The sequence below is a fragment of the Lysinibacillus antri genome, from assembly GCF_003977595.1.
In the GTDB taxonomy this organism is placed as follows: Bacteria; Bacillota; Bacilli; order Bacillales_A; family Planococcaceae; genus Ureibacillus; species Ureibacillus antri.
Genome location: NZ_RYYR01000009.1, coordinates 139,157 through 164,109 on the forward strand (window position 1 = coordinate 139,157; position 24,953 = coordinate 164,109).

At 36.1% G+C, this 24,953-nt stretch carries 24 protein-coding genes, 8 tRNA genes and 1 rRNA gene; 29 read left to right on the forward strand and 4 right to left on the reverse strand.

What is annotated here, in order from left to right; genetic code table 11:
* Positions 1-68 precede the first annotated feature (68 nt).
* Together EK386_RS08795 and EK386_RS08800 are read right to left on the reverse strand one after the other, a co-directional pair.
* Entirely contained in the window at positions 69-875 is an 807-nt protein-coding gene (locus EK386_RS08795; RefSeq protein WP_158674398.1) for a YwqG family protein, read from the reverse strand.
* Positions 876-1,043: 168 nt separating this feature from the next.
* A complete protein-coding gene (locus EK386_RS08800; RefSeq protein ID WP_126658792.1) occupies positions 1,044-2,210 on the reverse strand; it encodes an MFS transporter in 1,167 nt (388 codons plus the stop codon).
* Between the two features lie 434 nt (positions 2,211-2,644).
* Between EK386_RS08800 and EK386_RS20570 the strand changes: the two genes are divergently transcribed.
* Complete coding sequence (locus tag EK386_RS20570) at positions 2,645-2,776, forward strand: Lmo0850 family protein (protein WP_255507945.1); 132 nt, start codon at positions 2,645-2,647, stop codon at positions 2,774-2,776.
* 95 nt (positions 2,777-2,871) lie between these two features.
* On the opposite strand, the gene EK386_RS08805 is transcribed toward EK386_RS20570, so the two are convergent.
* Entirely contained in the window at positions 2,872-4,065 is a 1,194-nt protein-coding gene (locus tag EK386_RS08805) for an FtsW/RodA/SpoVE family cell cycle protein (RefSeq protein WP_126658793.1), read from the reverse strand.
* A gap of 308 nt (positions 4,066-4,373) precedes the next feature.
* Here EK386_RS08805 and EK386_RS08810 point away from each other — a divergent pair, with 308 nt between their 5' ends.
* The 7 genes from EK386_RS08810 to EK386_RS08840 all read left to right on the forward strand — a co-directional run bounded on the left by EK386_RS08810 (position 4,374) and on the right by EK386_RS08840 (position 12,735).
* Entirely contained in the window at positions 4,374-5,123 is a 750-nt protein-coding gene (locus EK386_RS08810) for a hypothetical protein (RefSeq protein WP_126658794.1), read from the forward strand.
* 166 nt (positions 5,124-5,289) lie between these two features.
* The gene (locus tag EK386_RS08815) at positions 5,290-6,363 is read left to right on the forward strand and encodes a D-alanine--D-alanine ligase (RefSeq protein WP_126658795.1); all 1,074 of its coding nucleotides are present in this window, start codon (positions 5,290-5,292) and stop codon (positions 6,361-6,363) included.
* Between the two features lie 11 nt (positions 6,364-6,374).
* The gene (locus EK386_RS08820) at positions 6,375-7,745 is read left to right on the forward strand and encodes a UDP-N-acetylmuramoyl-tripeptide--D-alanyl-D-alanine ligase (RefSeq protein WP_126658796.1); all 1,371 of its coding nucleotides are present in this window, start codon (positions 6,375-6,377) and stop codon (positions 7,743-7,745) included.
* 242 nt (positions 7,746-7,987) lie between these two features.
* Positions 7,988-8,677 (forward strand): alpha/beta hydrolase, encoded by a 690-nt coding sequence (locus EK386_RS08825; protein ID WP_126658797.1) that lies wholly within the window; start codon positions 7,988-7,990, stop codon positions 8,675-8,677.
* 461 nt (positions 8,678-9,138) lie between these two features.
* The gene (cshA, locus tag EK386_RS08830) at positions 9,139-10,659 is read left to right on the forward strand and encodes a degradosome RNA helicase CshA (RefSeq protein WP_126658798.1); all 1,521 of its coding nucleotides are present in this window, start codon (positions 9,139-9,141) and stop codon (positions 10,657-10,659) included.
* Between the two features lie 110 nt (positions 10,660-10,769).
* A complete protein-coding gene (locus tag EK386_RS08835; RefSeq protein ID WP_126658799.1) occupies positions 10,770-11,249 on the forward strand; it encodes a PH domain-containing protein in 480 nt (159 codons plus the stop codon).
* The gene (locus EK386_RS08840; protein ID WP_126658800.1) at positions 11,242-12,735 is read left to right on the forward strand and encodes a PH domain-containing protein; all 1,494 of its coding nucleotides are present in this window, start codon (positions 11,242-11,244) and stop codon (positions 12,733-12,735) included. The genes EK386_RS08835 and EK386_RS08840 overlap by 8 nt, the downstream gene beginning before the upstream one ends.
* Positions 12,736-12,844: 109 nt before the next feature.
* Here the strand turns inward: EK386_RS08840 and EK386_RS08845 are convergent, their stop codons facing one another.
* Positions 12,845-13,447 carry a rhomboid family intramembrane serine protease gene (locus tag EK386_RS08845; protein ID WP_126658801.1) on the reverse strand — a complete coding sequence of 201 codons (603 nt, stop codon included), beginning with the start codon at positions 13,445-13,447 and terminating at the stop codon, positions 12,845-12,847.
* Positions 13,448-13,676: 229 nt separating this feature from the next.
* On the opposite strand from EK386_RS08845, the gene acpS reads away from it, so the two are divergent.
* From acpS to EK386_RS08950, 21 genes are all read left to right on the forward strand, one after another.
* Positions 13,677-14,045: a holo-ACP synthase gene (gene acpS / locus EK386_RS08850; protein ID WP_126658802.1), complete on the forward strand. Its 369-nt coding sequence runs from the start codon at positions 13,677-13,679 to the stop codon at positions 14,043-14,045.
* Positions 14,046-14,141: 96 nt separating this feature from the next.
* Complete coding sequence (locus EK386_RS08855) at positions 14,142-15,155, forward strand: LolA family protein (protein WP_126658803.1); 1,014 nt, start codon at positions 14,142-14,144, stop codon at positions 15,153-15,155.
* Positions 15,156-15,360: 205 nt separating this feature from the next.
* A complete protein-coding gene (gene alr / locus EK386_RS08860; RefSeq protein ID WP_126658804.1) occupies positions 15,361-16,488 on the forward strand; it encodes an alanine racemase in 1,128 nt (375 codons plus the stop codon).
* Between the two features lie 142 nt (positions 16,489-16,630).
* Positions 16,631-16,921: a transcriptional regulator gene (locus EK386_RS08865; protein WP_126658805.1), complete on the forward strand. Its 291-nt coding sequence runs from the start codon at positions 16,631-16,633 to the stop codon at positions 16,919-16,921.
* Positions 16,922-16,926: 5 nt separating this feature from the next.
* On the forward strand, positions 16,927-17,277 hold the full coding sequence (locus EK386_RS08870) for a type II toxin-antitoxin system PemK/MazF family toxin (protein WP_126658806.1): 351 nt from the start codon (positions 16,927-16,929) through the stop codon (positions 17,275-17,277).
* Positions 17,278-17,554: 277 nt separating this feature from the next.
* Positions 17,555-17,956 carry an anti-sigma regulatory factor gene (locus EK386_RS08875; protein WP_126658807.1) on the forward strand — a complete coding sequence of 134 codons (402 nt, stop codon included), beginning with the start codon at positions 17,555-17,557 and terminating at the stop codon, positions 17,954-17,956.
* Positions 17,957-17,969: 13 nt separating this feature from the next.
* Complete coding sequence (locus EK386_RS08880) at positions 17,970-18,968, forward strand: PP2C family protein-serine/threonine phosphatase (RefSeq protein WP_126658808.1); 999 nt, start codon at positions 17,970-17,972, stop codon at positions 18,966-18,968.
* Positions 18,969-19,024: 56 nt separating this feature from the next.
* Positions 19,025-19,369 (forward strand): STAS domain-containing protein, encoded by a 345-nt coding sequence (locus EK386_RS08885; RefSeq protein WP_126658809.1) that lies wholly within the window; start codon positions 19,025-19,027, stop codon positions 19,367-19,369.
* The gene (rsbW, locus tag EK386_RS08890; RefSeq protein ID WP_126658810.1) at positions 19,356-19,826 is read left to right on the forward strand and encodes an anti-sigma B factor RsbW; all 471 of its coding nucleotides are present in this window, start codon (positions 19,356-19,358) and stop codon (positions 19,824-19,826) included. Before EK386_RS08885 ends, rsbW begins: the two co-directional genes overlap by 14 nt.
* On the forward strand, positions 19,804-20,586 hold the full coding sequence (gene sigB / locus EK386_RS08895; protein ID WP_126658811.1) for an RNA polymerase sigma factor SigB: 783 nt from the start codon (positions 19,804-19,806) through the stop codon (positions 20,584-20,586). The genes rsbW and sigB overlap by 23 nt, the downstream gene beginning before the upstream one ends.
* A gap of 239 nt (positions 20,587-20,825) precedes the next feature.
* Positions 20,826-22,997 carry a Tex family protein gene (locus EK386_RS08900; RefSeq protein WP_126658812.1) on the forward strand — a complete coding sequence of 724 codons (2,172 nt, stop codon included), beginning with the start codon at positions 20,826-20,828 and terminating at the stop codon, positions 22,995-22,997.
* Between the two features lie 135 nt (positions 22,998-23,132).
* On the forward strand, positions 23,133-23,594 hold the full coding sequence (locus EK386_RS08905) for a SprT family protein (RefSeq protein ID WP_126658813.1): 462 nt from the start codon (positions 23,133-23,135) through the stop codon (positions 23,592-23,594).
* A gap of 309 nt (positions 23,595-23,903) precedes the next feature.
* A tRNA-Asn gene (locus tag EK386_RS08910) sits at positions 23,904-23,978 on the forward strand.
* 1 nt (position 23,979) lies between these two features.
* Positions 23,980-24,054 (forward strand) — tRNA-Glu (locus EK386_RS08915).
* Positions 24,055-24,082: 28 nt separating this feature from the next.
* Positions 24,083-24,158: transfer RNA gene (locus tag EK386_RS08920), tRNA-Asp, on the forward strand.
* Between the two features lie 3 nt (positions 24,159-24,161).
* Positions 24,162-24,236: transfer RNA gene (locus EK386_RS08925), tRNA-Gln, on the forward strand.
* A 7-nt stretch (positions 24,237-24,243) separates the two neighbouring features.
* A tRNA-Lys gene (locus tag EK386_RS08930) sits at positions 24,244-24,318 on the forward strand.
* 57 nt (positions 24,319-24,375) lie between these two features.
* Positions 24,376-24,461 (forward strand) — tRNA-Leu (locus EK386_RS08935).
* 25 nt (positions 24,462-24,486) lie between these two features.
* A tRNA-Arg gene (locus tag EK386_RS08940) sits at positions 24,487-24,563 on the forward strand.
* A 17-nt stretch (positions 24,564-24,580) separates the two neighbouring features.
* Positions 24,581-24,654: transfer RNA gene (locus EK386_RS08945), tRNA-Gly, on the forward strand.
* Positions 24,655-24,782: 128 nt separating this feature from the next.
* A 16S ribosomal RNA gene (locus EK386_RS08950) occupies positions 24,783-24,953 on the forward strand; the annotation flags it as partial.

The window sequence follows — 24,953 nt, forward strand, 5'->3', positions numbered from 1 at the left end:
CACCTACTTTGATTTAATTAAGTATATTATAGCGTATATAAATGTTGGAAAGTAAATATTTACATTACTTAATACTGCTCTGCATGGAAATAGACTTCAGTAAAATCCAATTTCATTAACTTTTCTCGATTAATAAAAACCTTTATGATCCCAGTATCTCCATAAACAATGCCTTGTTCATCATTTGTAACAATTTGTAGTAGTAAAGTGTCAAACCTTTTTAAAAATTCAGAATTTGTTCTTGAATCTTCTTCAATAAAATAAGGATATCCCCCGATTTTATGTTCAGCGCCTAAATAGGTTTCAAAATATAAATCTTCTAATGTCTGTTCATCATCACTAATGTGCCCATAATCGGAGAGTGGAAATCCTAAATATTGCTTAAGGCGATAATCGGTAGCAGTCACAGGTTCCATATGATCTGAAAAAATTAGTCCCATTTCATTTTGAATAGGAAAGTCGCTTCCTAAGTTACTTAAATAAGAGAAGTCTTGAACAAGTTCTCCTTCCGGCAATATGCTTGGGTAGTAACGTATTTTAAATTCTTGTTGAAAATATAATTCTTTTACTTGAGCTTCAGGAAAACAGAGGTCTTTTGAAATAAATATTTGTAGTATACCTTTTTCCGGGAACGGCGGTAGAAATATTGAATCACTAAAATTGATTTGTGCTAATAAGTGCATATAATTTCCTTTTAAATCTTTTGGATGTACATGAGTTTTTGGTAAATAGGGGTATCCAGCAAATTTGCTTTCGGTAGGGGAAGTGATACGGCGGTAAGGCGTAATTAAAGTATTCTTTAATAGAGAGGGTACTAATTTGTCTCGAAAGCGTTCCATCTGATGAGGTAAATTAATAAAATCTTTAGTTTCCACCATTATTCCTCCAACAAAGTACACTCACTTTATTATGATGATAAAGGAAAGTAACCTTTGTTCAATTTTGAATTACTTTACTATATTTTCCTCAAAAACTTTAGCAAATAAACGTCTGTAAAGAAAAATAATAAAACATTGCGCATAGTAATATACGCAATGTTTTGGCTAATCATGTTCAATTCTTAAAGATTTCTTTGAATTTTTAAAAAGGAAAATGAATGCGATTGATAAAAGTGCAAGTGAAACGGCAACATAGTAAGTAATTGTTATATCCACTTTAAATAACGAGGTGAAAAATAAAGGTCCAATGATTCTCCCTAAATTATCCATCGAATACGTTAAACCGGCTGCTGTCCCGTACTTCCCTCCAGATTCTTTTGAACTTAATGACACAACGCATGTTCTCGCTAAAGCATTTCCCGCAGTGAATACGCATAGAGCGAGTCCTGCAAATACTAGGTTTGAGGTTAAGGTCATAAGTAAAAGTCCGATGGCGGTAACAATCTGTGCTCCAGTTAACCACTTTGTTTCAGTGCCATCTTTAATTTTGCGAACGACACCACCTTGAATGGCAGCATCGACAAATCCACTAAACATAAACAAAAATCCAAGTTGAAGCGGAGTAATGTTTATCTTTTCGATTTGGAATAATTGAAATGTCGCTTCTACACCAGCTAACGTAAACGTTACAAGGAATGAAAAGAAAAATAAATAGCGAACGCGATAGTGTAATAGATGGGATGCCCCTTCTGGAATAAATGAGCGTTTATTTGCTTCACCGAGACGCTCAGGTTCTTTTAAAACGGCTAGAGCATAAATGAATAGGGCCCCAATTAAAATTGCAGAAGTAATAAATGGGAGCTGCAAGTCAATATGACCTAACAAGCCGCCAATTGCAGGACCAAAAATAAAACCGAGACCGATCGACATTCCCATAAAGCCCATGTACATATTCCGTGTTTCATTTGTGGACATATCACCAATAAATCCAGTAACAGATGTATACAGTGCCCCAGAGAACAATCCACCAATTACACGGGAAATATAAAGCATGAATAGGTTATTAATAAATAGGCTAAAAACAACAAAACTTAAACAAAAGCCGATTAGACCAATTAAAATTAACTGCTTTCTCCCGATTTTATCAGAGAGCTGTCCCCAAAGTGGTGCAGTAAAAAAGCTGGCGAGTGCATAGATTGTCAGCAGGCCACCAACATGTACTTCATCCCACCCTTGTTGAATAATCACCTCAGGTAACACGGGAATGATAATGCCGAACCCTAAATAAACTAAAAATTGGACGGACATTAATAGTAATAGCGCCTTTTTCATGAAAACCCTGCTTTCTAGTTATTAAATTATGACAATTGTACCTTGAGTAAAACATATTAACAAGTTCTATAAAAAAGCGAAAGCGGCTGGTTCAGTTTTCGAAAATGTGAAATATTTGTTACAACGATTAACATATGGAAAATTAGGGGATAGTAGTAGAAAGATAAAAGGGTAGAGGAATCGACTATTTATAGATTATAGGACCTTTACATAAGGAAGTATATGGACCATTGCAATTGTAGTCAGATCAAATAAATTAAAGTTGAGAAGCTTTTTGGTTGACATTTATAAAGTTGTAACATAATTGAAAAACATATTTACAATAAAACGTGTTATGATGAACATAAGTTAACTTGTCAGACCTCTTAAATAAATGAAACCTTTTTACTGTTCAATCGTTAAAAATTATATATAGCGGAAGGTTAGGTGGAAGCATGACGAAGGAAGTAGACTTAAAAAAGATCGTTATGAATTTATCGAAATTAGGTGTTACTGCAACTGTTACAAAGTCACGTCTTGAATTACTTAAAGTATTAACACCACCAACACAAACTCCCCAAGTATAAAGATAAATATAGTACCTAAACATTTTTGTTATAAAAAAATCCCTGGCTAATTTGTTAGCCGGGGATTTTTATTTATATAGCGTGCTTCGCCTTTTTTATAAATCGTCATCGTCATTTGCGGAGAACATGTATGTTCGATAATGGAATTTCATACTAAATACTAATCCAATCGCAAGGGCGTTACCCATTAATGAACTCCCACCGTAACTCAAGAACGGAAGGGGAATCCCTGTAATTGGCAGTAGTTGAATCGTCATACCAATATTTTCAAATACGTGGAATGTAATCATAGCGATAATTCCTGCACAAACATAAGTACAAAATGGATCTTTTAATGTTAGGGTAGTTTTCGTTAAATGATAAATTAATAAGAAATATAAACAAATTACAAAACTAGCACCAATGAATCCCCATTCCTCACCTATTACAGTGAAAATAAAATCGGTATGGTTTTCTGCTACATAAACTTCACGATCTAAATAACCTTTTCCGAAGATTTCCCCTGAACCTATCGCGTTTAAGGAAGTGATCAAATGGTATCCCCAGTCACCTGAATACGAGTAAGGGTCCAACCAGGAATAAATACGGGCAAACTGATAGGGACTAAAACCAAACTTCTCTTCTAAAAAATCCTGCATGTATATGGCCATCCATAAAAGAGATCCACCAACTGTAACACCTACTGTAAATACAGGAAGAATAATTCGCCAAGATATTCCTGCAACAATAACTAATGCGGCAGTAATGGCTAAAAATACTAAGGATGAACCTAAATCAGGTTGGGTCATGATAAAAGCTAAAGGAACCATAAGAGTAATACCAATTTTACCCAATAAAATAAAATCCGTTTTGATTGTCTTAATGGAGTATTGTTCATGATGTTTACTAATTAACTTTGCAAGAGCTAGAATGAAAAATGTCTTCATGAACTCAGAGGGTTGGATATTTCCGATTGGTAAATGATACCAGCTTTTTGCTCCGTTTATCGGCTCGCCTATTTGACCTTTGCCTTCAGGTAAAAAGATAAGGATAAGTAAAAGCAATATTCCAAAGGCGTATAAATACCACGACATTTTTTTATATTGCTCCGGTTCAAAGTACATGACAAATGCTACGATAAAAGCTCCAATGACATACCATTGAAGTTGTTTAATAACAAAGTTTGTTAAACCATACTGACCTGTTGTTTGGGCAGAGGAAATGGCTAGCAAACTGACGATTAAAAAGATTAACAATATAAAAGCAAGCTTCCAATCAAATCGGCCTGCAAAATTTCGGTTAGTTTCCATTATTTTCACCTATTTAAACTTTTAATAAGTTTTAAATTTCATCTTTTCTTTTGCACTTTTTACTTTAACATAACTACATAAAAAAGGGCACTTTCGATTATGTACACTTCTTTTCTTTTATTTAAACAACAAGAGATACTTTAACTAGTAATCAGCCAATTATCAACATCAAATTTGGTCATGATTAAAAAATTTGATTTCCCTATGATCTCTCGCATAATTGTAACGAAAAGGGAAATGAAAATGTTTCAAAAAAACAGTTTACATCATATAATAACAATTGTATTGAACAATTGGAGTGTGATCGTATGGCAAAAAAACAAAAAACTGCTGAAGACTTTATTCATCACATCTACATACATATGAATGACGTCGAGCATTTCGTAATTTTTAGTGGCTTGTCTCTAAAGCAGTTTATTAATGCGGTCGAACCAATAAAAAATCTATTGCTACTAAAACATGATTACGATGACGGCTTATTCAATATGCATACACAATTTGACTTTGTGCCAAATGAAGATTTGAATAAATTTGTAAAGGAAATGGTGGACTCTAAAAAAGATTTGTGTTGGATAGACTTTGAAAATGAAAAACAATTAAACCTTTTAACACCTTATGAACAAGGGGAATTACTTTATTTAGGTCATAAAAAAGAACCGATACAATCACCATTCTTCTCCAAATTGCAAAATAAGTACGTATTTTACAGTTCTATTAATGACAAAATGACGAAACTATATTTTCGTTTTTTAAATGATACAGAAACGATCATATCAAATGTTTTGAATACATTAATTAAAGAGAAAGAAGGAAATGGTAGCTTTTGGCGGAGAAAATCAAAAGATTCTATTCCGCAAATCGATCCGATTATATTAAAGGCTTATCGACCTTTTACAAAAGAAGGGGTGCTTTTATCCTTGTATAAGATGGAAAAACCAAACAACTGCTACGGTATCGAACTACGTACACTTTCTGACTATGAATATCCAGATGAAGTTTGGGATGATTTAGATCTCATTTTAAAACAAAGCTATGATGAACTTATAAAAATTTCTTAAACTTTCTGTCACTGTTTCGTTATAGACAGGGAGTTTTTTTCACTTTAGTGCATTTAAGGTATGGAAGTATAGTGCATTTGTTTATTTGTATTGTTCTCGGAAGCTAACGAGCGCATTTCGCTTTTCTTTGCTAAACTAGAAATACTCAATTTTTGGAGGTCAAATTATGAAAAAACGAATTGGTTTATTATATGGTGGCAAATCTGCCGAGCATGAAGTATCACTTTCAACTGCCACTGCTGTTTCAAAAGCGATTGATTATGCCAAGTATGAAGTGCACCCTATCTATATTACGTTAGATGGACAATGGCTAAGAGGACCTGAATTAACTCAAGCTGTTGAATCAACAGAACAATTACAACTTAAACCTAATCAAATCTTACCGAACAATATTACAGAATTTGTGCTGGATAAAACGTCACAAACTCAATTTGATGTAGTGTTCCCATTGTTACACGGTACAAATGGGGAAGACGGCACGGTACAAGGTTTATTAGAAGTACTAAATCTTCCTTACGTAGGTAATGGTGTTTTAGCATCATCTGCAGGGATGGATAAAGTTGTAATGAAACAGTTATTTGGCGTGGCTGGATTGCAACAAGTACCATACGTATATTTCTTACGTAAAGAATGGGATCAAAACCAAGATGAATTAATCGCGAAATGTGAACAGGAACTATCTTGGCCAATGTTTGTTAAACCAGCAAACTTAGGTTCGAGTGTAGGAATTAGTAAAGCTTCCAATGTTGAAGAGTTAATAAAAGCGATTCAATTTGCTTTCCAATATGATCGAAAAGTAATTATTGAAAAAGGTTTAAATGCTCGTGAAATTGAGATGGGTGTATTAGGGAATGACCGTCCAAATGTGTCAGTTGCTGGTGAAATTAAACCGATGACAGAGTTTTACGATTACGATTCTAAATATAAAGACGGTTCCACAGCGTTAATCATACCTGCAGAAATCCCAACAGATGTTGAATCGACAATGAAAGAAATGGCGATCAAGGCTTTCAAAATACTAGATTGCGCGGGACTTGTCCGATCCGATTTCTTTGTAACAGAAAATAATGAAGTGTATATAAACGAAGTAAATACGATGCCAGGATTTACACCAGTAAGTATGTATCCTTTATTATGGCAACATACTGGGGTAAGTTATCCACAATTAATCGATACGTTAATTGAGTTAGCAATCGAACGCCATACGGAAAAGCAACAATTACAATATAATCGAGATTAGAGTGAAGAACGATGAAGAAAACGTTAAATGAAATTGCCAATTGGCTAACTGTTGATGTAGGCGAATTTGGAAATCAAATAATTACAGGTATTTCAATCGATACACGTTCCATCCAAAAAGGAGATTTATTTATTCCTTTTAGAGGAGATTCTGTAAACGGACATAAATTTGTAGCGCAAGCATTTGAAAAGGGTGCTGCGGCATCTTTTTGGCTGAAGGATGAGCCGAATCCTCCTAAAAACAAACCAATAATATTTGTAGAAGATTCAGAAGAAGCTTTACAACAGATGGCACGTTGTTATCGTGAGGAACATCAAGCAAAATTTATTGGTGTGACGGGATCGAATGGGAAAACATCCTCGAAAGATATTTTGGCGAGCATGCTTTCCCCATTTTACAAGGTGCAAAAAACAATCGGGAATTTTAATAATCAATTAGGGTTACCAATTACGATATTATCTCTTGATGAAGATACTGAAATTGCTGTGTTAGAAATGGGTATGAGCGGATTTGGTGAAATTGAATTTTTATCTACCTTAGCGAAACCGCACCTTGCGATTATTACCAATATTGGAGAAGCCCATATGCAGGATTTAGGTTCGCGTGAAGGGATTGCGAAGGCGAAATTTGAAATTATTATCGGGTTAGATTCACAAGGTGCTTTATTTTATGATGGGGATGAACCATTACTGCAAAACTTAGTGAATCATACACCATCTCTTTCTTCCATCTCGTTTGGATTTGAAGAGCATAATGATTTAGTAGTGACGTCCATCGAAACGACAGAAAAGGGAAGTTCTTTTGCCGTTCGAGGCAAGTTAAATGGGGAGTTCTTTATTCCTGTGCTTGGGAAACACCAAGTAAAAAACACGTTAAATGCTATGTTAGTTGGAAAAACATTGGGATTATCAGAAGAACAAATTCGAACAGGTCTCGCTCAAGTAAACTTAACTGATATGCGCATGCAATTAATACCAGCTACAAATGGTATCTTATTTATTAATGATGCTTATAATGCAGCTCCGACATCAATGAAGGCGGCAATTGAGTTTGTCCAATCTACAACGATGCGAAAAGAAAAGTGGCTTGTTCTTGGGGATATGCTTGAGCTAGGGGAAAATGAAAGACAGTTCCATGAGGATATCTCAGAAGTAATTGACAAAGAGGAAATTGCTAAAGTTTGCTTATTTGGTCCAAGAATGAAATGGTTATTTGAAAAGCTACAACATCAATTCTCACAAGAAGATGTTATTTATACAGAGAATGATTATGATGAAATTGTTCAATATATAAATAAATATGCAAGTACAGATTCATTAATATTACTAAAAGGATCACGGGGAATGAAGCTCGAAACAATTTTAAAATCGTTTACTGCGTAGTGTTTTCGAGATGCTTTTAAACCGAATATTGGTTTAAAAGCATCTCTTTTATATGTGCTTATAAAGGACAAAAAATTGAAAACCACCTATTTGACATACAGCTTATCTATTATTAAGTTCAAACAACACTTAATTTGCGTTAAGTCGTATGTAAAATGAGGATTTTAAAAAATTTACTTTGATTACTAAAGGAGATTGAATTTTCATTTGGAGTTTATCGGAGTTTGAACAGGAGGAAATGCATGAAAAGAGGCATCCTAATGCTTCATGGATTCTCTGGCGGGCCGTATGAAATTATGCCACTTGCCAATTACATAAAAGATCATTTAGATTGGCCTATAGAAACACCAACCTTTGCTGGTCATGGAGAAGCGTTATCGTTAAAAGGTAACAAGGCGGAACATTGGCTAATGGATGCCGAAATTGCTTATCGAACATTAGCGAAGCAAGTGGATGAAATTACTGTTATCGGTTTTTCAATGGGAGGAGTCATTGCGCTTTATTTAGCGAAACGATACAAAGTAAGCAAATTAGTGTTATTAAGTGCAGCTGCAAAGTATATCGCGCCAGCACAACTATTAAAGGATTTGCGTTTGATGGCAAGAGAGGCAATCAATGGTCAATTAAAAGATAACGAATTATTTCAGCGGTATGAGAACAAAATAAATAATGTACCTGTTAGTAGCACGGTTCAATTTATGAAGATTGTACGACAGGTGGAGCCTTATATTGGATCGATTAATACCCCGACATTTATCGTGCAAGGTCAATGTGATGGTATCGTTCCTTATGCAACGGCAAACATTTTATATGATCAGTTAAAAGTACAAGATAAACAATTATTTTTTTCTCCAAAAGGCAAACATCATATTTGTTTCAGTGATGACTGTAATGTTTGGTTTCCAAAGGTGCTACATTTTATGTGTAAATAATCCCGCAAATCGAGCAATGCTACTGTCGAGACTAAGCTGGACGAGCACCTTTCGTTTTCAAGTGGCAGTCATTATATGGAAAATGGAGGTAAATGTACTAACATTAAGAACAACTGGAGCATTATCGTTGCAATGCGGATACGAGCCGTGTTAGACTATGTAAAGCAATGGATACATTTTGTGCGAAGGCTCTTCACTTGTTTTATCGATGAAGAGTGCTTTTTTTTGAATTTAACGGTTTTATTCTATTGTTTGAAATTAACTCAAAGAAAAAGTGTAGAATTGAACCGCTCGGCAAAGACCGGGTTTTCCTTTTCATATATAATCGCGTCATCGCGCTCTGTATGTACAGAGTATTATTAAGTATCGGAAACGTTCCAAACTTAGGCTCGAAGTTTGCCGACATTTCATCTGAAAATGTAACCATTTGTCAACTTAATGGAAAAAGGAGATTGAAGAGTTTGACAAATTTTTCAGAATTAAATATTAGTGAATCGACATTACGTTCATTGCAACGTATGGGATTTGAAGAAGCCACACCAATCCAAGAAGGTACAGTTAGGTTTGCTATGGAAGGCCGCGATATTATCGGGCAAGCGCAAACAGGTACTGGTAAAACGGCAGCATTTGGTATTCCACTAATAGAAAAAATTGATCCAAAGAATCCAGATATTCAAGGATTAATTATTGCACCAACTCGTGAATTAGCAATTCAGGTTTCAGAAGAACTTTATAAACTTGGTTATGATAAACGTCTAAAAATATTATCAGTTTATGGTGGACAAGATATTAGTCGCCAAATCCGTGCGTTAAAAAATAAACCTCATATTATTGTAGGTACACCAGGTCGTATTATTGACCATATTAACCGTCGCACGTTAAAGCTTGAAAATGTTCAAACGCTTGTATTAGACGAAGCTGACGAAATGTTAAATATGGGATTCATCGATGATATTAATTCGATTTTAGAAAATGTCCCATCTGAACGACAAACATTATTATTCTCAGCAACAATGCCACCTGCTATTCGTAAAATTGCTACGAACTTCATGAAAGATCCAGAAGAAGTTAAAATCAAATCAAAAGAAATGACAGTTGAAAATATCGAACAATATTTTGTAAAAGCACAAGAACGTGAAAAATTCGATGTTTTATCTCGTATATTGAATGTACACCAACCAGAACTTGCGATTATCTTCGGACGAACAAAACGTCGTGTGGATGAATTATCTCAAGCGTTAAGCCTTCGCGGATATTTAGCAGAAGGAATTCATGGTGATTTAAGCCAAGCGAAACGTATGTCTGTATTACGTCAATTTAAAGAAAATAAAATTGACATTCTTGTTGCAACAGACGTAGCTGCTCGTGGTCTTGATATTTCAGGTGTTACGCACGTTTATAATTTTGATATTCCTCAAGATCCAGAAAGCTATGTTCACCGTATCGGTCGTACTGGTCGCGCAGGTAAATCAGGTCTTGCAGTAACATTCGTAACACCACGTGAAATGGGTTATTTACGTATCGTAGAAGAAACTACAAAAAAACGTATGACACCACTTCGCCCACCTACAGAATCAGAAGCTTTAGTTGGTCAACAACAAACTGCAATGGAATCATTAGTTGAGATTGTCCAAGCGAATGATTTAGGTGACTATCGCATTTTGGCTAACCAATTATTGGAAAATCATGATGCGATTGATTTAGTTGCAGCTGCTATTAAATCAATGACAAAAGAACCTGATGATACGCCAGTTACAATTTCAGAAGAACGTCCATTACCAATGCGTAAAGAACGCTCTGGTGGATCTGGTCGCGGTCGCAGCGGAGACTCTCGTGGGGGTCGTCGTGACTTCGGTCGTGGCGGACGTAGTAGTGGTGGCGGAAGTCGTCGCGAAGGTGCACGAAAAGAAGGTGGAGGTCGTCGTGAAGGCAGCGCACGCCGTGAAGGAGATCGTCGTCCCCGTCGTCGTCGTGAAGAGTAAATTTAATTAAATACCAAAGGAGGCGTTCGAAAATTACTTTTCGAACGCCTCCTTTTTTGAAACAAAATTCCTTCTCATACGTATAATTGGATAGAGAAGAGGTGTTTTCTGTGAGAAATCAACTAAAGTTCCAAATTCCTAAAAAAGGTTTAACGGTATGGCGGTTATATGGGTGTTTTAACACCTTTTTTGTTTTGATTCTAGCGGGTGTGATCATTTTTTTGACGTATAAATTTGATTGGCCAATATTTATTTATTTTATCGCAATTGCGCTTGTCTTGATTGTTGGAATCACATCAATCTGGTTATTCCCCACAATTCGCTGGGATCATTGGCGATATGAAGTGCGTGAACATGAAATTGAAATTCAAAGTGGATTATTTATCGTGAAGAGGACGTTAATTCCGATGGTTCGTGTTCAGCACGTTGATACCGCACAAGGACCTATATTAAAGAAATATGATTTAGCTAATATTTCGATATCTACAGCTGCAACTACGCATATCATCCCGATGCTGATAACTACTGATGCTGATCAGTTGCGTGCACGTATTTCAGTACTTGCAAGGGTGGCTGAAGATGATGTCTAACAATGAATTTAAACTTCATCCGGTTTCAGCAATTATCAATTTTGTTAAAGGTTTAAAAGATCTAATCATCCCATTTCTAATTATTTTTGTTGCAAATGGTTTTAATATTTCCTTTAATCCAAAAGATGAAGGTTTTTGGTCAGATATTATCCCGCTAATAATTTTTAGTGTCATAACAATTATCTATTTGTTTTCTGGGATTATAAAATGGTGGACATTTGTCTATTGGTTTGAAGAAGATGAGTTAAGGGTAAAATACGGACTTTTTGTAAAAAAGAAACGTTATATTCCGTTTGATCGTATCCAAAGCTTCAATTATAAAGAAGGCATTTTCCATCGCATTTTCGGGCTTGTTCAAGTCATGGTTGAAACGGCTGGTAGTACAGATGGAAAACCGGAAGTGGTATTAACTGCAATTACAAAAGACGCAGCAAATCAAATCGAACAAGAAACTCGCAAAGCAAAGCAAGTGCGTAAAGAGCCGATAGTAGTTGAAGGTAATAGCCATACAATACGATCAGAAGTAGAGGAAATATCGAAAACAAGAATCATCCATAAAATGAAGGCAAAAGATTTAGTGCTACTAGCTACCACATCTAATAGTGTGGGGGTTGTTCTAGCTGGGGTTGCAGCAATACTATCTCAGTTTTCGGAATTCATCCCGTATGAATGGATTTTTGAAGAATTTACTTCATTAATTAAATTTGGGTTTGTTGTTGTAGCGCTCTTAATTTTTGTAGCCTTTTTCATTGCTTGGCTTATATCCGTCGTTATTACATTTATTAATTATTATGATTTTACGGTCGTTGAAGAAGATGACCGGTTAACGATTACGCGAGGGTTATTAGAAAAGAAGCGTATTACCATTCCTTTAAATCGAATCCAGGCAATTAAGATTGTTGAAAATCCTTTACGTCAAATGTTTGGATTTGCAGCTGTCGTTGTTGAAAGTGCTAGCGGTGGATTTGGAGAAAATGATAAAAAAATGACGCTTTTCCCATTAATTTCGAAGAAGGAACTTTACGAACCATTAAGTGAAATTCTTCCAACCTTTGAATGGGAACAACCTTTAACACAACCACCAATTAAGGCAAAACCGTTTTTCTATCGTCTTGATTTTGTTTGGATGATCCCGGTTATTGCATTGGCCTCATATTTCTGGTTCCCATATGGACTTTTATCCATGCTTATTGTGGTTCCTTCTATACTCATTGGGTTATGGCAATTTAAGACAACGGGGTTTGCAATAAACGGACACCAATTAACGATTGTTTATCGAATGATTAGTCGTGTTACGTTTGTCGTTGAGAAAAAAAGGATTCAAGCAGTCGAAAGTAGACAGAGCTATTTCCAAAAGAGAAAAAACATCGCTTCTGTCCAAGCGACGGTCATGTCTGGGATGACTGGGGCAACCGCAAAAGCAGCAAACTTAAATGTAAGTGATGTAGAGGAAGTATTGCAGTGGTATGAAAAATCTAATTCTTAAGTAGAAAAGAGGGTGTGAGCAATGGACTCATACCCTCTTTTACGTTCTGAATTATCCAGTTTGAGTTTCCAGTTTCTTTGGGGGCTAAGCGAGGGCGCTTCCGCTTTTCTTATTTCCGCCAACTGACGATCTTTTTTGGTGAAAAGTAGGTTAAACCTAGGAGGAATCCTGTAGCTAATCCACCTAAATGACTTGCGGCGTTCACATTTGGAGATAAAAACGTCATAATGACACCAATGATTATTAAAGGCATAATAATTTGCTTTAATTGAGGCATTGTGCGACGTGTATAGTAGACTAGTGCCCCAAAAGCACCGAATATCCCAAATATAGCACCACTAGCACCGACACTTGCATAGGAAGGGTCTTGTGTAACGAATGTCGCTACATTTCCGAAAATCCCTGCTAGTAAGTAGATCGTTAAAAATCGTGCTTTTCCAGCTATTTTTTCAAGTTCTGGACCAAATAAAAAGAGGGAAAACATATTAAATAATACATGCATGAATCCGCCATGAATGAAAATGGAAGAAACAATCCGCCACCATTGACCATCACCGATTAAATAGTTCACACTCATCCCAGTATATAGAACGATATCCCCAAATCCTGGTATAATTGTTAGAATAAAAATAATGAAGTTGGCCCCGATAATAGTTGATACAACTGGATAGAGCTTTAAGAATTGTTTGAAACTTTCTCTACGAATAAACATATATACACCTCAAATCAAATGCGCCTTGGCGTATTTACGACTGTCGCAAGCTTTCGTCGCAGCTAAAAGATTTGCGCCCAGATTTTATCGAGCTTGCTCAATGAATTTCCTTTGAAAATCTGTGGCATCCGCCGGTGGCTATAACTTCATTTAGTGGGGAAGCCCCCACTAAATGAAGTTAATAGCATTATACATTGTAATTAAATAATAATAAAAGGAGAACTACCATATGATAAAAGGAATCGGTTTAGATATAGTTGAGATTATAAGAGTAAAAAAAGCAATAGAGCGCTCAGAAAAATTTCAAAATCGAATATTATCTGAGCGTGAGTTGAATATATTTAACCAACTATCAGAAACTCGCCAAGTAGAATTTTTAGCGGGGAGGTTTGCTGCAAAAGAAGCCTATTCAAAAGCAAATGGGACAGGTATAGGAAAAGGATGTGAATTTCACCAGATTGAAATATTAAAAGATGCATTAGGGAAGCCTATATTGTATTTTGATGGAAATCTTGTGAGTGGACATGTTAGCATTACACATTCAAAAGAATATGCAGCAGCACAGGTTCTCTTAATAGAAGAACAATTAATTGAATAATTTATTGAGAAGTTGTCCAAAAGTGATAGCATAAAGTGAGACAACCACTCATATATTTGACGTATCGGAGCTCAAAGTAGAAGAAAGGATGGAGTTTTGCGACACAAATTAATCGCTTTTATCGTCATGTTGTTAAGTGTGCTAGTACTTGCGGCTTGTGGGGAGGATTCACCGGAGAAAGTTTTAAAGGATTTAAACAACAAATGGAATGATGTAAAAGGGTACGAGCTTGATGCCACGATGGAGATCAAAACTGGAAATGAGCCACGAGTGTATGATGTAAACGTTTGGCATACTGAACCAGATTTCTACCGTGTGAAAGTGACTCAACAAGGTGAAGATGTAACACAAATGATCATTCGAAATGAAGAAGGAGTATTTGTTGTAACACCGTCTTTACGAAAAACGTACAAGTTCCAAAGTGAATGGCCGAAACAAAATAGCCAAGCCTACTTAATTGGTGCACTAGCAGAGGATTTATTAGCTGATGACAAAGTGGTAATGGAAGAAGATGAAAAGAACTATATCTTTACAGCTGCAACAAGAAACAATCATAAGAGCATTATGCCGACACAAAAAATTGTTGTAGATAAGAAAACGATGCTTCCGACTTCTGTTTCTGTATTAAACGAAGCAGAGGAAGAGCAAATGCTTATATCATTTAAAAATATTGATTTAGGTATGCAACATAAAGAAAGTGAATACGCAGTTGAGAAGTTTTCTGACGACAAAGATGCAAAAGATACAGCAAGCGCTGATGTTGAACCAACTGTGTTTGAAACACATTATCCTAATTTAGATTGGAATAATACGAAACTCATCGACGAGAAAACTGTTTCTGAAGATGGAATCGACCGTGTAATTTTAACGTTCGAAGGGGACAAATCATTTACACTTGTTCAACAACCGATTGTATATGAAGAAGATGCAACGCTACCTGTATTTGCACCTGGGGATCCAGCAGATTTAGGATTTACAATTGGGGCTATTACAGACAATTCCATTAGCTGGGAGCGCGATGGTGTATCATTCTTTATCGCTTCTGACAATTTAACGAAAGATGAAATGATGGAAGTTGCGGCCTCTGTAACTACTGGAGGTTTAAAATAAATAGATAGTTTAATTTGTGGGGCAGCTCACAAGATAAGTTGTGCCAAACGTTTGGACAAAGCGTTTGGCGCAATTATAAATCCTTTTTTAAAGAAAGTTTCCTATCTACAGGTGAGAGTAGATATGTTGGATATTAAATTTTTATCAAAAAGAAAAAAATTCTAAAATTTGAAGTTTATAAATTGAAAAAGAAGGTAAATAAATAATGCAGAACAAACAACACTTCCGTCCAACAAAAGCAATCATTGATTTACAAGCAATTAAACAGAATATTTGTCATTTGAAAGAACATCTAAAACCTAATGTTCAAATTGTGGCAGTAGTGAAGGCGAATGCTTACGGACATGGGGATGTAGAAGTTGCGCGGGCAGCAATAGAGGCAGGGGCAAGTATGTTAGCTGTTGCTACACCCGAGGAAGCGCTTCATATCCGAAAGCATTTTCCTACTACTGATGTATTAATATTAGGTTATTCACCAAGTTCATTTGCGGAGGTTGCAGCAAATGAAAATATTATATTAACCGTTTATTCAAAAGATTGGGTACAACAAGTCTGTACGCAATCAAACTCCTCAAAACCATTAAAATTACATATTAAAATTGATACAGGCATGGGTAGAATAGGGGTTACCTCAATTGAAACCTTAATGGATCTTTATAATGAAATCAACAAATCTTCAAATTTAGTTGTAGATGGGATCTTCACACATTTTGCAACAGCAGATGAAGAAGACGATTCATACTTTAACAAACAAGTAACAATGTTTCAGCAATTTATCGCCACACTACCGAAAAAACCAAGAATAGTTCATGCAGCCAATACAGCAACAATGCTTATTAAAGATCCACAACTTCAATTTGATGCAGTTCGATTTGGCATTTCGATGTACGGTCTTGCACCTTCTGCCTATGTAAAAACAAAATTACCGTTTCCATTACAGTCAGCCTTCTCGTTAGAAACTGAATTGATTGAAGTTAAACAAGTAGAGGCAGGTCAATCCATAGGGTATGGGGCAACTTTTACAGCAACAGAATCGTCCTATATTGGTACGCTTCCAATAGGTTATGCAGATGGGTTAATTCGCAAATTTAGCGGGCAACATGTGCTTATTGATGGGAAAAGGGTTCCAATAGTTGGTCGAATTTGTATGGACCAATGTATGATATTATTACCAATTGCATATAATATAGGTGAAAAAGTAACTTTAATTGGAAAACAAAAAGATGAAGAAATTACAATGGATGAATGGGCTTCGAAAGTCGATACGATAAACTATGAAATACCTTGTATCATAACTAGTAGAGTCCCAAGAGTTTATTACACAAAGCAGTAAAATACGACAAAATCTCCAACAAAAACCGATATAACTACACAGTTTGCCACATTTTTTACTAACCTATCTTTTCAACTCATCTATTGGATGATAGAATGATATAGAAATGACAAATGGTACGGTTTTTGTGGAGGTGCTTGTTTTGTACGCGAAAAAAGTTGAAAACGTAAGGGAAGTAGAGATTAAGCTTCCTCAAGAAATGATGTTAATGGAGTTTAACCATACACTTGAGCAAAAATCTGGAGACAACGAAAGCCCTGTCTATATCTCGTCTCGTAGATTATCAACGCACAAGCAACCAAATCAAATACGGGAAGCTTTAATGAAAGGCTATGTGGAGATGTCACAAATAAACTTAAAAATTTGTAGTGAATGTCTACATGTAGAATATGAAGCGGAGCATATGGTAGAGCGTCTCGTAAGCGGGGGATGACATTTTTGATTGTGAAACGAGGGGACGTTTTTTTTGCAGATTTATCACCTGTTGTGGGATCTGAACAAGGCGGTACTAGGCCCGTATTAATCATTCAAAATGATATAGGAAATCGTTTTAGTCCAACTGTAATCATTGCGGCCATTACTGCGCAAATTCAAAAAGCAAAATTGCCGACTCATGTCGAAATCGATGCGAAGAAATATGGTTTCGAACGAAATTCGGTAATTTTGCTTGAGCAATTGCGCACTATTGACAAATCAAGACTTACTGATCGAATTACGCAACTTGATGAAGAACTGATGGAAAAAGTGGATATCGCATTAGAAATAAGCTTAGGGTTACTCAAATTTTAATACATAATTGTAAAAAGGCACTTTCTGCAAAATATCGCAGCTAAAGTGCCTTTTGTTATGGGAAATTTTGATAAAATGGTGATATAATAAATTTAATTTTCAAAAATTAATATTAATTCTATAATTGATAGAAGTATCCTCGATAAGATATATTATAGATAATAGTTTAGTAAATACATAGTAAATCTTCAATTTTTTCTCTATTCAGGCTACTAGTGAGAAGTGTTCTTCTTCCGTATGGAGAAAAGTGAAAATATGTATATATGGAGGTGCAGTCATGGATAATAAGTCGACAATAGAAATCGTAACAGAACTAGATATTGTAACTGCACGTCGACTTGGTCGTAACAAAGCAAGAGAAATTGGTTTTGACACAGTAGATCAAGCTAGGATTACGACAGTTATAAGTGAACTGGCAAAAAATATATTTTTATATGCGCATATTGGAAAAGTGGTTATTGAAGTTTTGGAGTATAACGGTAAAAAAGGGATTGGTGTTAAAGCAATCGACAAAGGTCCTGGAATTAAAGAAGTACGGAAAGTTTTAGAAGATCGCTATCTAGCTCCAGATAGTGTTGGTGCTGGATTACCTGCAGTTAAGCGACTAGTCGATTACTTTGATATTCAATCAGAAGTTGGAATGGGGACAACAGTGGAAATAAAAAAATGGCTAAGATAGGCGTGAATTAAAATTGGAACAACTTAAAATTCAATATAAAAAGATACTATCGGATTATATTCAAAATTTAAATGAGAGCAATTTATATATTGGCCAAAATTTTATTAAACAACTGATTCAAAAAAATGTGAGTCCAGAAGAAGTAATAAGTATACATAAACAAGCAGTTATAGAAATCTATGGTGATTTACCAGATTCGATGAAACATTCATATGATTTTTTAATCGAAGTCATGCTGAACTTTGGCTTGATGTTTAAAGAACACCAAAGTCTTCTTATGAAACAGGAAGAATTACGTATTGAGATGGATATTGCGACAAAAATCCAAAACTTATTATTAGAGACATCTATTCCAAAACCAAACTCTCTTGATATAGGAATGATTTCAATTCCGGTAAGAAAAATGAATGGAGATTACGTACACTTTAGGCATGCGGATGATAGTTATTTAAGTGTGGCCGTAACAGATGTGGTGGGTAAAGGGGTACCTGCTGCTCTTTGCATGTCCATGGTGAAATATGGACTAGATACGTTAGAGTATGCACCGATTAATCCTTCCTATGTTTTAGAGGTGTTAAATAATATCATAGAAAAAAGTGTAGACGATAGCATGTTTGTATCACTGTTTTACGGTCGTTATAATTTGAAAGATGATACATTTACATACAGTTCAGCGGGGCACGAACCTGCCATTTACTTTAATGCTGCAGAACAAACTTACTATGATTTAGAGTCTAAAGGTCTATTGTTAGGGATATTAAGACAAGTAAAATATAATCAATTTGACATCAAACTACAGGACGATGATTTTCTTATTATCGTAACAGATGGCGTAACGGATTTTAGAGAATTAGAGAATTTTAACTCTCGAGAGTATATTAAGAGTCTTGCCTTGTCTTGCTGTCATTTAAGTGCACAAGATATGTGTAAAACAATTTATGATGATTTGCAAAAGAAACAAGAATTAGAAGACGACTTTACGATCGTAATTATAAAAAAGAATAGAAAATAGGTTTAAATACAATAGTACAGGGAAATGTATCGTAGTTAAATTGGAGGTGTCCGAAAATGAATGTAAATGTACAGTTTCGGGAAGATGGCGAAATAATAAAAGGGTTTATCGAAGGGGAAGTAGACACCTATACAGCACCGCTTTTACGCGATGAATTAGATACAATACGCATTTTTGAAGGGGTATTGATTGAGTTAGATTTATCCCAAGTGAATTATATGGATAGCACAGGTCTTGGAATCTTTGTTGCCTTTTATAAAAAGGTATTGAAACAAAACGGAAATTTAAAATTAGTTGCATTATCTAGTAGACTTACTAGACTCTTTGAAATTACTGGTCTTAGTGAACTAATGGATATTGAGTCAAATAAGAGGGTGAAAACTATAAATGAGAGCATTTGACTACATTGAATTAAGAATCCCTGCTAAACCTCAATATGTGAGTGTCATGAGACTAACGATTTCCGGATTGGCAACACGTGTAGGCTTCTCTTACGACCAAATAGAAGATATGAAAATAGCAGTTAGCGAGGCAATAACGAATGTTGTTCAACACGCTTATAACGATGGTGAAGATGGAGACATCGTAATTGGAAGTGCATTATACAGCGATAAGATTGAGGTAATGATTTCCGATTGTGGCAATAGCTTTAACTTTGAAGTGGTTAGAGCGAATATAGGACCATACCATGAAAATGATAATGTTGAACGATTACGTGAAGGTGGACTAGGGTTGTTTTTAATGGAAACATTAATGGATGAAGTGAGGTTTAACAATGATGGTGGAGTAACTGTTTTCATGACGAAGTATGTCAATAGAGAGCAGGTGGGAGAAGATGTTGAATCCGTCTCAACTTAACACGACATCTACGGATAAAGTGAACAAATGGATAGAGCAATATCAATTATCAAATGATGATGTTGCTCTAACAAATTTAGTAGTACACTATAAAACCCTAGTAGAATCAATTGCAAAGAAGTATTCATATGGAAAAACACATTATGAAGATATCGTTCAAGTGGGGATGCTTGGATTATTAGGTGCAATAAAAAGGTTCGATTTGTCAGTTGGTAAAAGTTTTGAAGCCTTTGCAATACCAACAATAATTGGAGAGATAAAACGTTTTCTGCGGGATAAAACGTGGGATGTCCATGTGCCTAGACGAATAAAAGAACTAGGACCTAGAATTAAAACGGCTGTAGAAGTTTTGACAACGACACTTCAAAAATCTCCAGCTATTCATGAAATTGCTACATACTTAGATGTTGAAGAAGAAGACGTGCTAGAGGCGATGGAAATGTCCAAAAGTTATCATGCGCTATCGATGGATTATTCCGTTGAATCAGAACAAGACGGAAGTACAGTTACGCTATTTGATATCATTGGAAAAGAAGATGATGGTTTTGAAAGGACAAACCGTCGAATTATCGTTTCTACGGCAATGGAAGTATTAGATGAAAGAGAAAAAGAAGTCTTAAAATTAACCTATATCGATCAACTCAGTCAAAAAGAGGCTGGTGATTTACTCGGAATCTCTCAAATGCATGTCTCACGTATACAACGAAAAGCTATAAAAAAGTTACAGGAAAAAATCGATGCAAATTCTGATGTTTCGTAGTTTTTCACTATTTGTAGTGTGGAAAACTTATTGTGAAAATATTGATCAATGAAGTCTACTCGAGTGTTATGTAAAGAGTAGACTTTTTTACTGAACAAAAAGCATGGATGTTGAGGTGTGAATAGTGTTTTGCTATAGGCGCTAGTTCCTTCTGCTTGTCTAAATAAACAATGTCTACAATAGTAGAAAGTGGTAATGTTATTATAAGGATATGTAAATGTGAAAGGCAGGAAATAATAATGGACCATAACAAAATGCTTCAAATAATTGCGACAGATACAAAAGTAAAACCAACTCAAGCAGATGCAGTTATAAAATTATTAGAAGACGGTAATACAGTACCATTTATTGCGCGTTATCGTAAGGAAGCTACTGGCTCATTAGATGAAGTACAAATAAAATTAATTGAAGATCGATATCATTACCTACAACAGCTCGAACAAAGAAAAGAAGAAGTACTTCGTTTAATTGAGGAACAGGGAAAATTAACGGAAGAATTAGCGACTTCTATTCAAGGAGCAACGGTATTACAACGTGTTGAAGATTTATATCGACCATATAAACAAAAGCGCCGGACAAAAGCAACCATTGCAAAAGAAAAAGGATTAGAACCTTTAGCAGACGAATTAATGAAGTTCTCAAAAGAATCGATTGAAACCTTTGCTGAGACGTTCATTAATGAAGAAAAAGGTGTATCGACTGTTGAGGAAGCTTTAGCAGGGGCTAAGGATATACTAGCGGAAAGGTTTGCAGATGACGCAGCGGTTCGAGACAAAATACGAAAACTAACGTGGAGAGAAGGGCGCATCACCACTTCTGTAAAAGACGCAGAAAAAGACGAGAAGCAAGTGTTTGAGATGTATTATGAATATGAAGAGCCTGTTAAATATATCGTCCCACATCGTACTCTTGCTATTAATCGAGGAGAAAAAGAAGATATTTTAAAAGTGTCGATCCATGTACCAATCGAACAAGTGCTGCAAATTATGGAACGAGAGTGGCTGCCACAAAACTCAACCTCTTCCTCTGTTGGGCATGTAAAAGAGGCCATTGAAGATAGCTATAAACGCCTCATTCAAAGCTCTATTGAACGTGAAATTCGAAATGAATTAACAGAGAAGGCAGAAGAACAAGCGATTCATATTTTTTCTGAAAATCTAAGAAGTCTTTTATTACAACCTCCATTACGTGGGAAAGTGGTGCTTGGAGTAGACCCAGCATACCGTACAGGTTGTAAACTGGCGGTGGTAGATGAGACGGGGAAAATGTTAGAAGTAACAGCGATTTACCCACACCCACCAAAACCAGATATAGCAAAATCAAAAGCTGTAGTAAAATCATTTTTAGATAAATATCCAATTAGCATCATTGCAATCGGGAATGGGACAGCTTCTCGAGAAACGGAACAATTTATTGCAGATGTACTAAAAGAAGTACACAATGATGTGGCCTACGTCATTGTCAATGAAGCAGGTGCCTCTGTCTATTCGGCTTCAGAGGTAGCGCGTAATGAATTTCCAGACTTACAAGTTGAACAAAGAAGTGCCGTTTCGATTGCAAGACGACTACAAGATCCACTATCTGAATTAGTGAAAATAGAACCAAAAGCAGTAGGGGTAGGTCAATATCAACATGATGTATCGCAAAAGAAATTGGCAGAATCATTAACTTTTATTGTGGAAACAGCAGTGAATCAGGTAGGGGTAGATGTAAATACAGCCTCATCTTCTCTTTTGCAATATGTCTCCGGTTTATCGAAAACAGTAGCAGAGAATATCGTGAACGTTCGAAGTGAAGGCGGAAAATTCACATCTCGAGCGCAATTAAAGAAAATTCCGCGTCTAGGAACCAAAACGTATGAGCAAGCAATCGGTTTTTTACGTATTCCAGAAGCGAAAAATCCCCTTGATGCAACAGGAATCCATCCTGAAAGCTATAAATTAGCAGAAGATATATTATCTGCGGTAGGCTTAACGAAAAAAGATGTTGGAACGCCGAAATGTGAAGAGGCGCTTGCTAGTATCGATATTCAAAATTTAAGTTTCCAGTTAGATGTTGGGGAAATCACAGTGAAGGATATAGTAGATACACTAATGAAACCAACACGAGACCCACGTGATGCGTTCCCACAACCACTATTAAAAACAGACGTACTGAAGATGGAAGACTTACAAGTTGGCATGGAATTACAGGGTACAGTTCGGAATGTTGTAGATTTTGGTGCGTTTGTAGATATTGGTGTAAAACAAGATGGACTAGTTCATATTTCGAAATTACAAAAACGACGCATAAAGCATCCATTAGAAGTTGTATCTTTAGGAGATATCGTTACAGTATGGGTAGACAAAGTTGAGGTGGAAAAAGGTCGTATAGCTTTAACGATGATTCCACCTGAAAAACAAACTGATTAAAATTATTGAGTGCACAGAATTTTCAACTGTGCACTTTTTAGATTTTTTAAATGATTATATAATTATGTGAACAAGTTGATCTAAAAGAGGATGCATACCAAGTACGATTTAAGCAAATGATGAAAGGAGAAAAAAATGACAGATCAAGAATTGCAAACATTAGTAGAAGAGCTTTCATTAGAGAAATTTAATGTTCCCTTTTTACATGAAGCATATTTTAATAAAAGACTCAAAACAACGGGGGGGCGCTATTTATTACATTCCCATAACATAGAATTAAACCCCAAATCATATGAGGTGTTTGGTATTGAGGAGTTGCGCGGGATTATTTTGCACGAATTGTGTCATTATCATCTTCACATAAGAGGGATGGGGTACAAACATCGAGACGTTGATTTTCGGACATTATTAAAAAAAGTAGGTGCCCCACGTTTTTGTTCTACAATTGAAGAAAATAAAAAACAATTAAATACGAACTTACATATATATGAATGTTTGAGTTGTCAACAACAATACCCAAGAAAGAAGAGAATGAATATAGAGAAATATAAATGTGGAAAATGTCATGGCAAACTGAAGAAAGTGATTGAATCATAGGAATTGGTCGAAGATAGGTAGTTGAGTAAAAAATGTTAGATATGAAAAAGTTTTTTCGAAAAAACAGTTGCATTGTTAGCGATATTGTTATAAGATATTCCTTGTCTTTAAAAGGTTATACTCTTTTAATCCAATGAATGAAATGCGCTGACATTGTACAATTTATATAATGTTGTTATTTTTGTATTATAGTTAAATGAACTGCAGCTTGATTTTTTCATTGGTAAACAAATGCGAAAAAGAAAATGGTTGACATTGATATCCGATGTCTCTATAATAATAAAAGTCGATAAGATGAGTAGCAAATATTCCGAAGTAGCTCAGTGGTAGAGCAACCGGCTGTTAACCGGTTGGTCGTAGGTTCGAGTCCTACCTTCGGAGCCATGGCCCGTTGGTCAAGTGGTTAAGACACCGCCCTTTCACGGCGGTAACACGGGTTCGAATCCCGTACGGGTCACCACTTAATTATTTTAATAAGTTATATTTTAGGTCCCGTGGTGTAGCGGTTAACATGCCTGCCTGTCACGCAGGAGATCGCCGGTTCGATCCCGGTCGGGACCGCCAGATTGGGGTATAGCCAAGCGGTAAGGCAACGGATTTTGATTCCGTCATGCCCAGGTTCGAATCCTGGTACCCCAGCCATTTGCAAGAGCCATTAGCTCAGTGGTAGAGCATCTGACTTTTAATCAGAGGGTCGAAGGTTCAAGTCCTTCATGGCTCACCAGTTTAATATTTGACATTTGTGTCATTTAGTGTATAATAGGTTATGTCTTCATTGAACGCGGTCGTGGCGGAATGGCAGACGCGCTAGGTTGAGGGCCTAGTGGGGGTAACCCCGTGGAGGTTCAAGTCCTCTCGGCCGCACCAAGTTGCACTACTTTTCAAAAAAAATGCGCCCGTAGCTCAATTGGATAGAGCGTCTGACTACGGATCAGAAGGTTGTGGGTTCGACTCCTGCCGGGCGCGCCAAATAATATTAGCAATTTGCGGGTGTAGTTTAATGGTAAAACCTCAGCCTTCCAAGCTGATGTCGTGAGTTCGATTCTCATCACCCGCTCCATAAAATGAACTTTGAAAACTGAACAACAAAACGTTAATGAAATAAAGTTTCTCATTTTAAGGTGAGAAACACAATTTGGACATCATAATTGATGCCAGCAAGAAATTTGAGCTAATCAAATTTTCTCTTTTATGGAGAGTTTGATCCTGGCTCAGGACGAACGCTGGCGGCGTGCCTAATACATGCAAGTCGAGCGGACCTTAAGGAGCTTGCTCCTAAAGGTTAGCGGCGGACGGGTGAGTAACACGTGGGCAACCTGCCCTATAGTTGGGGATAACTCCGGGAAACCGGAGCTAATA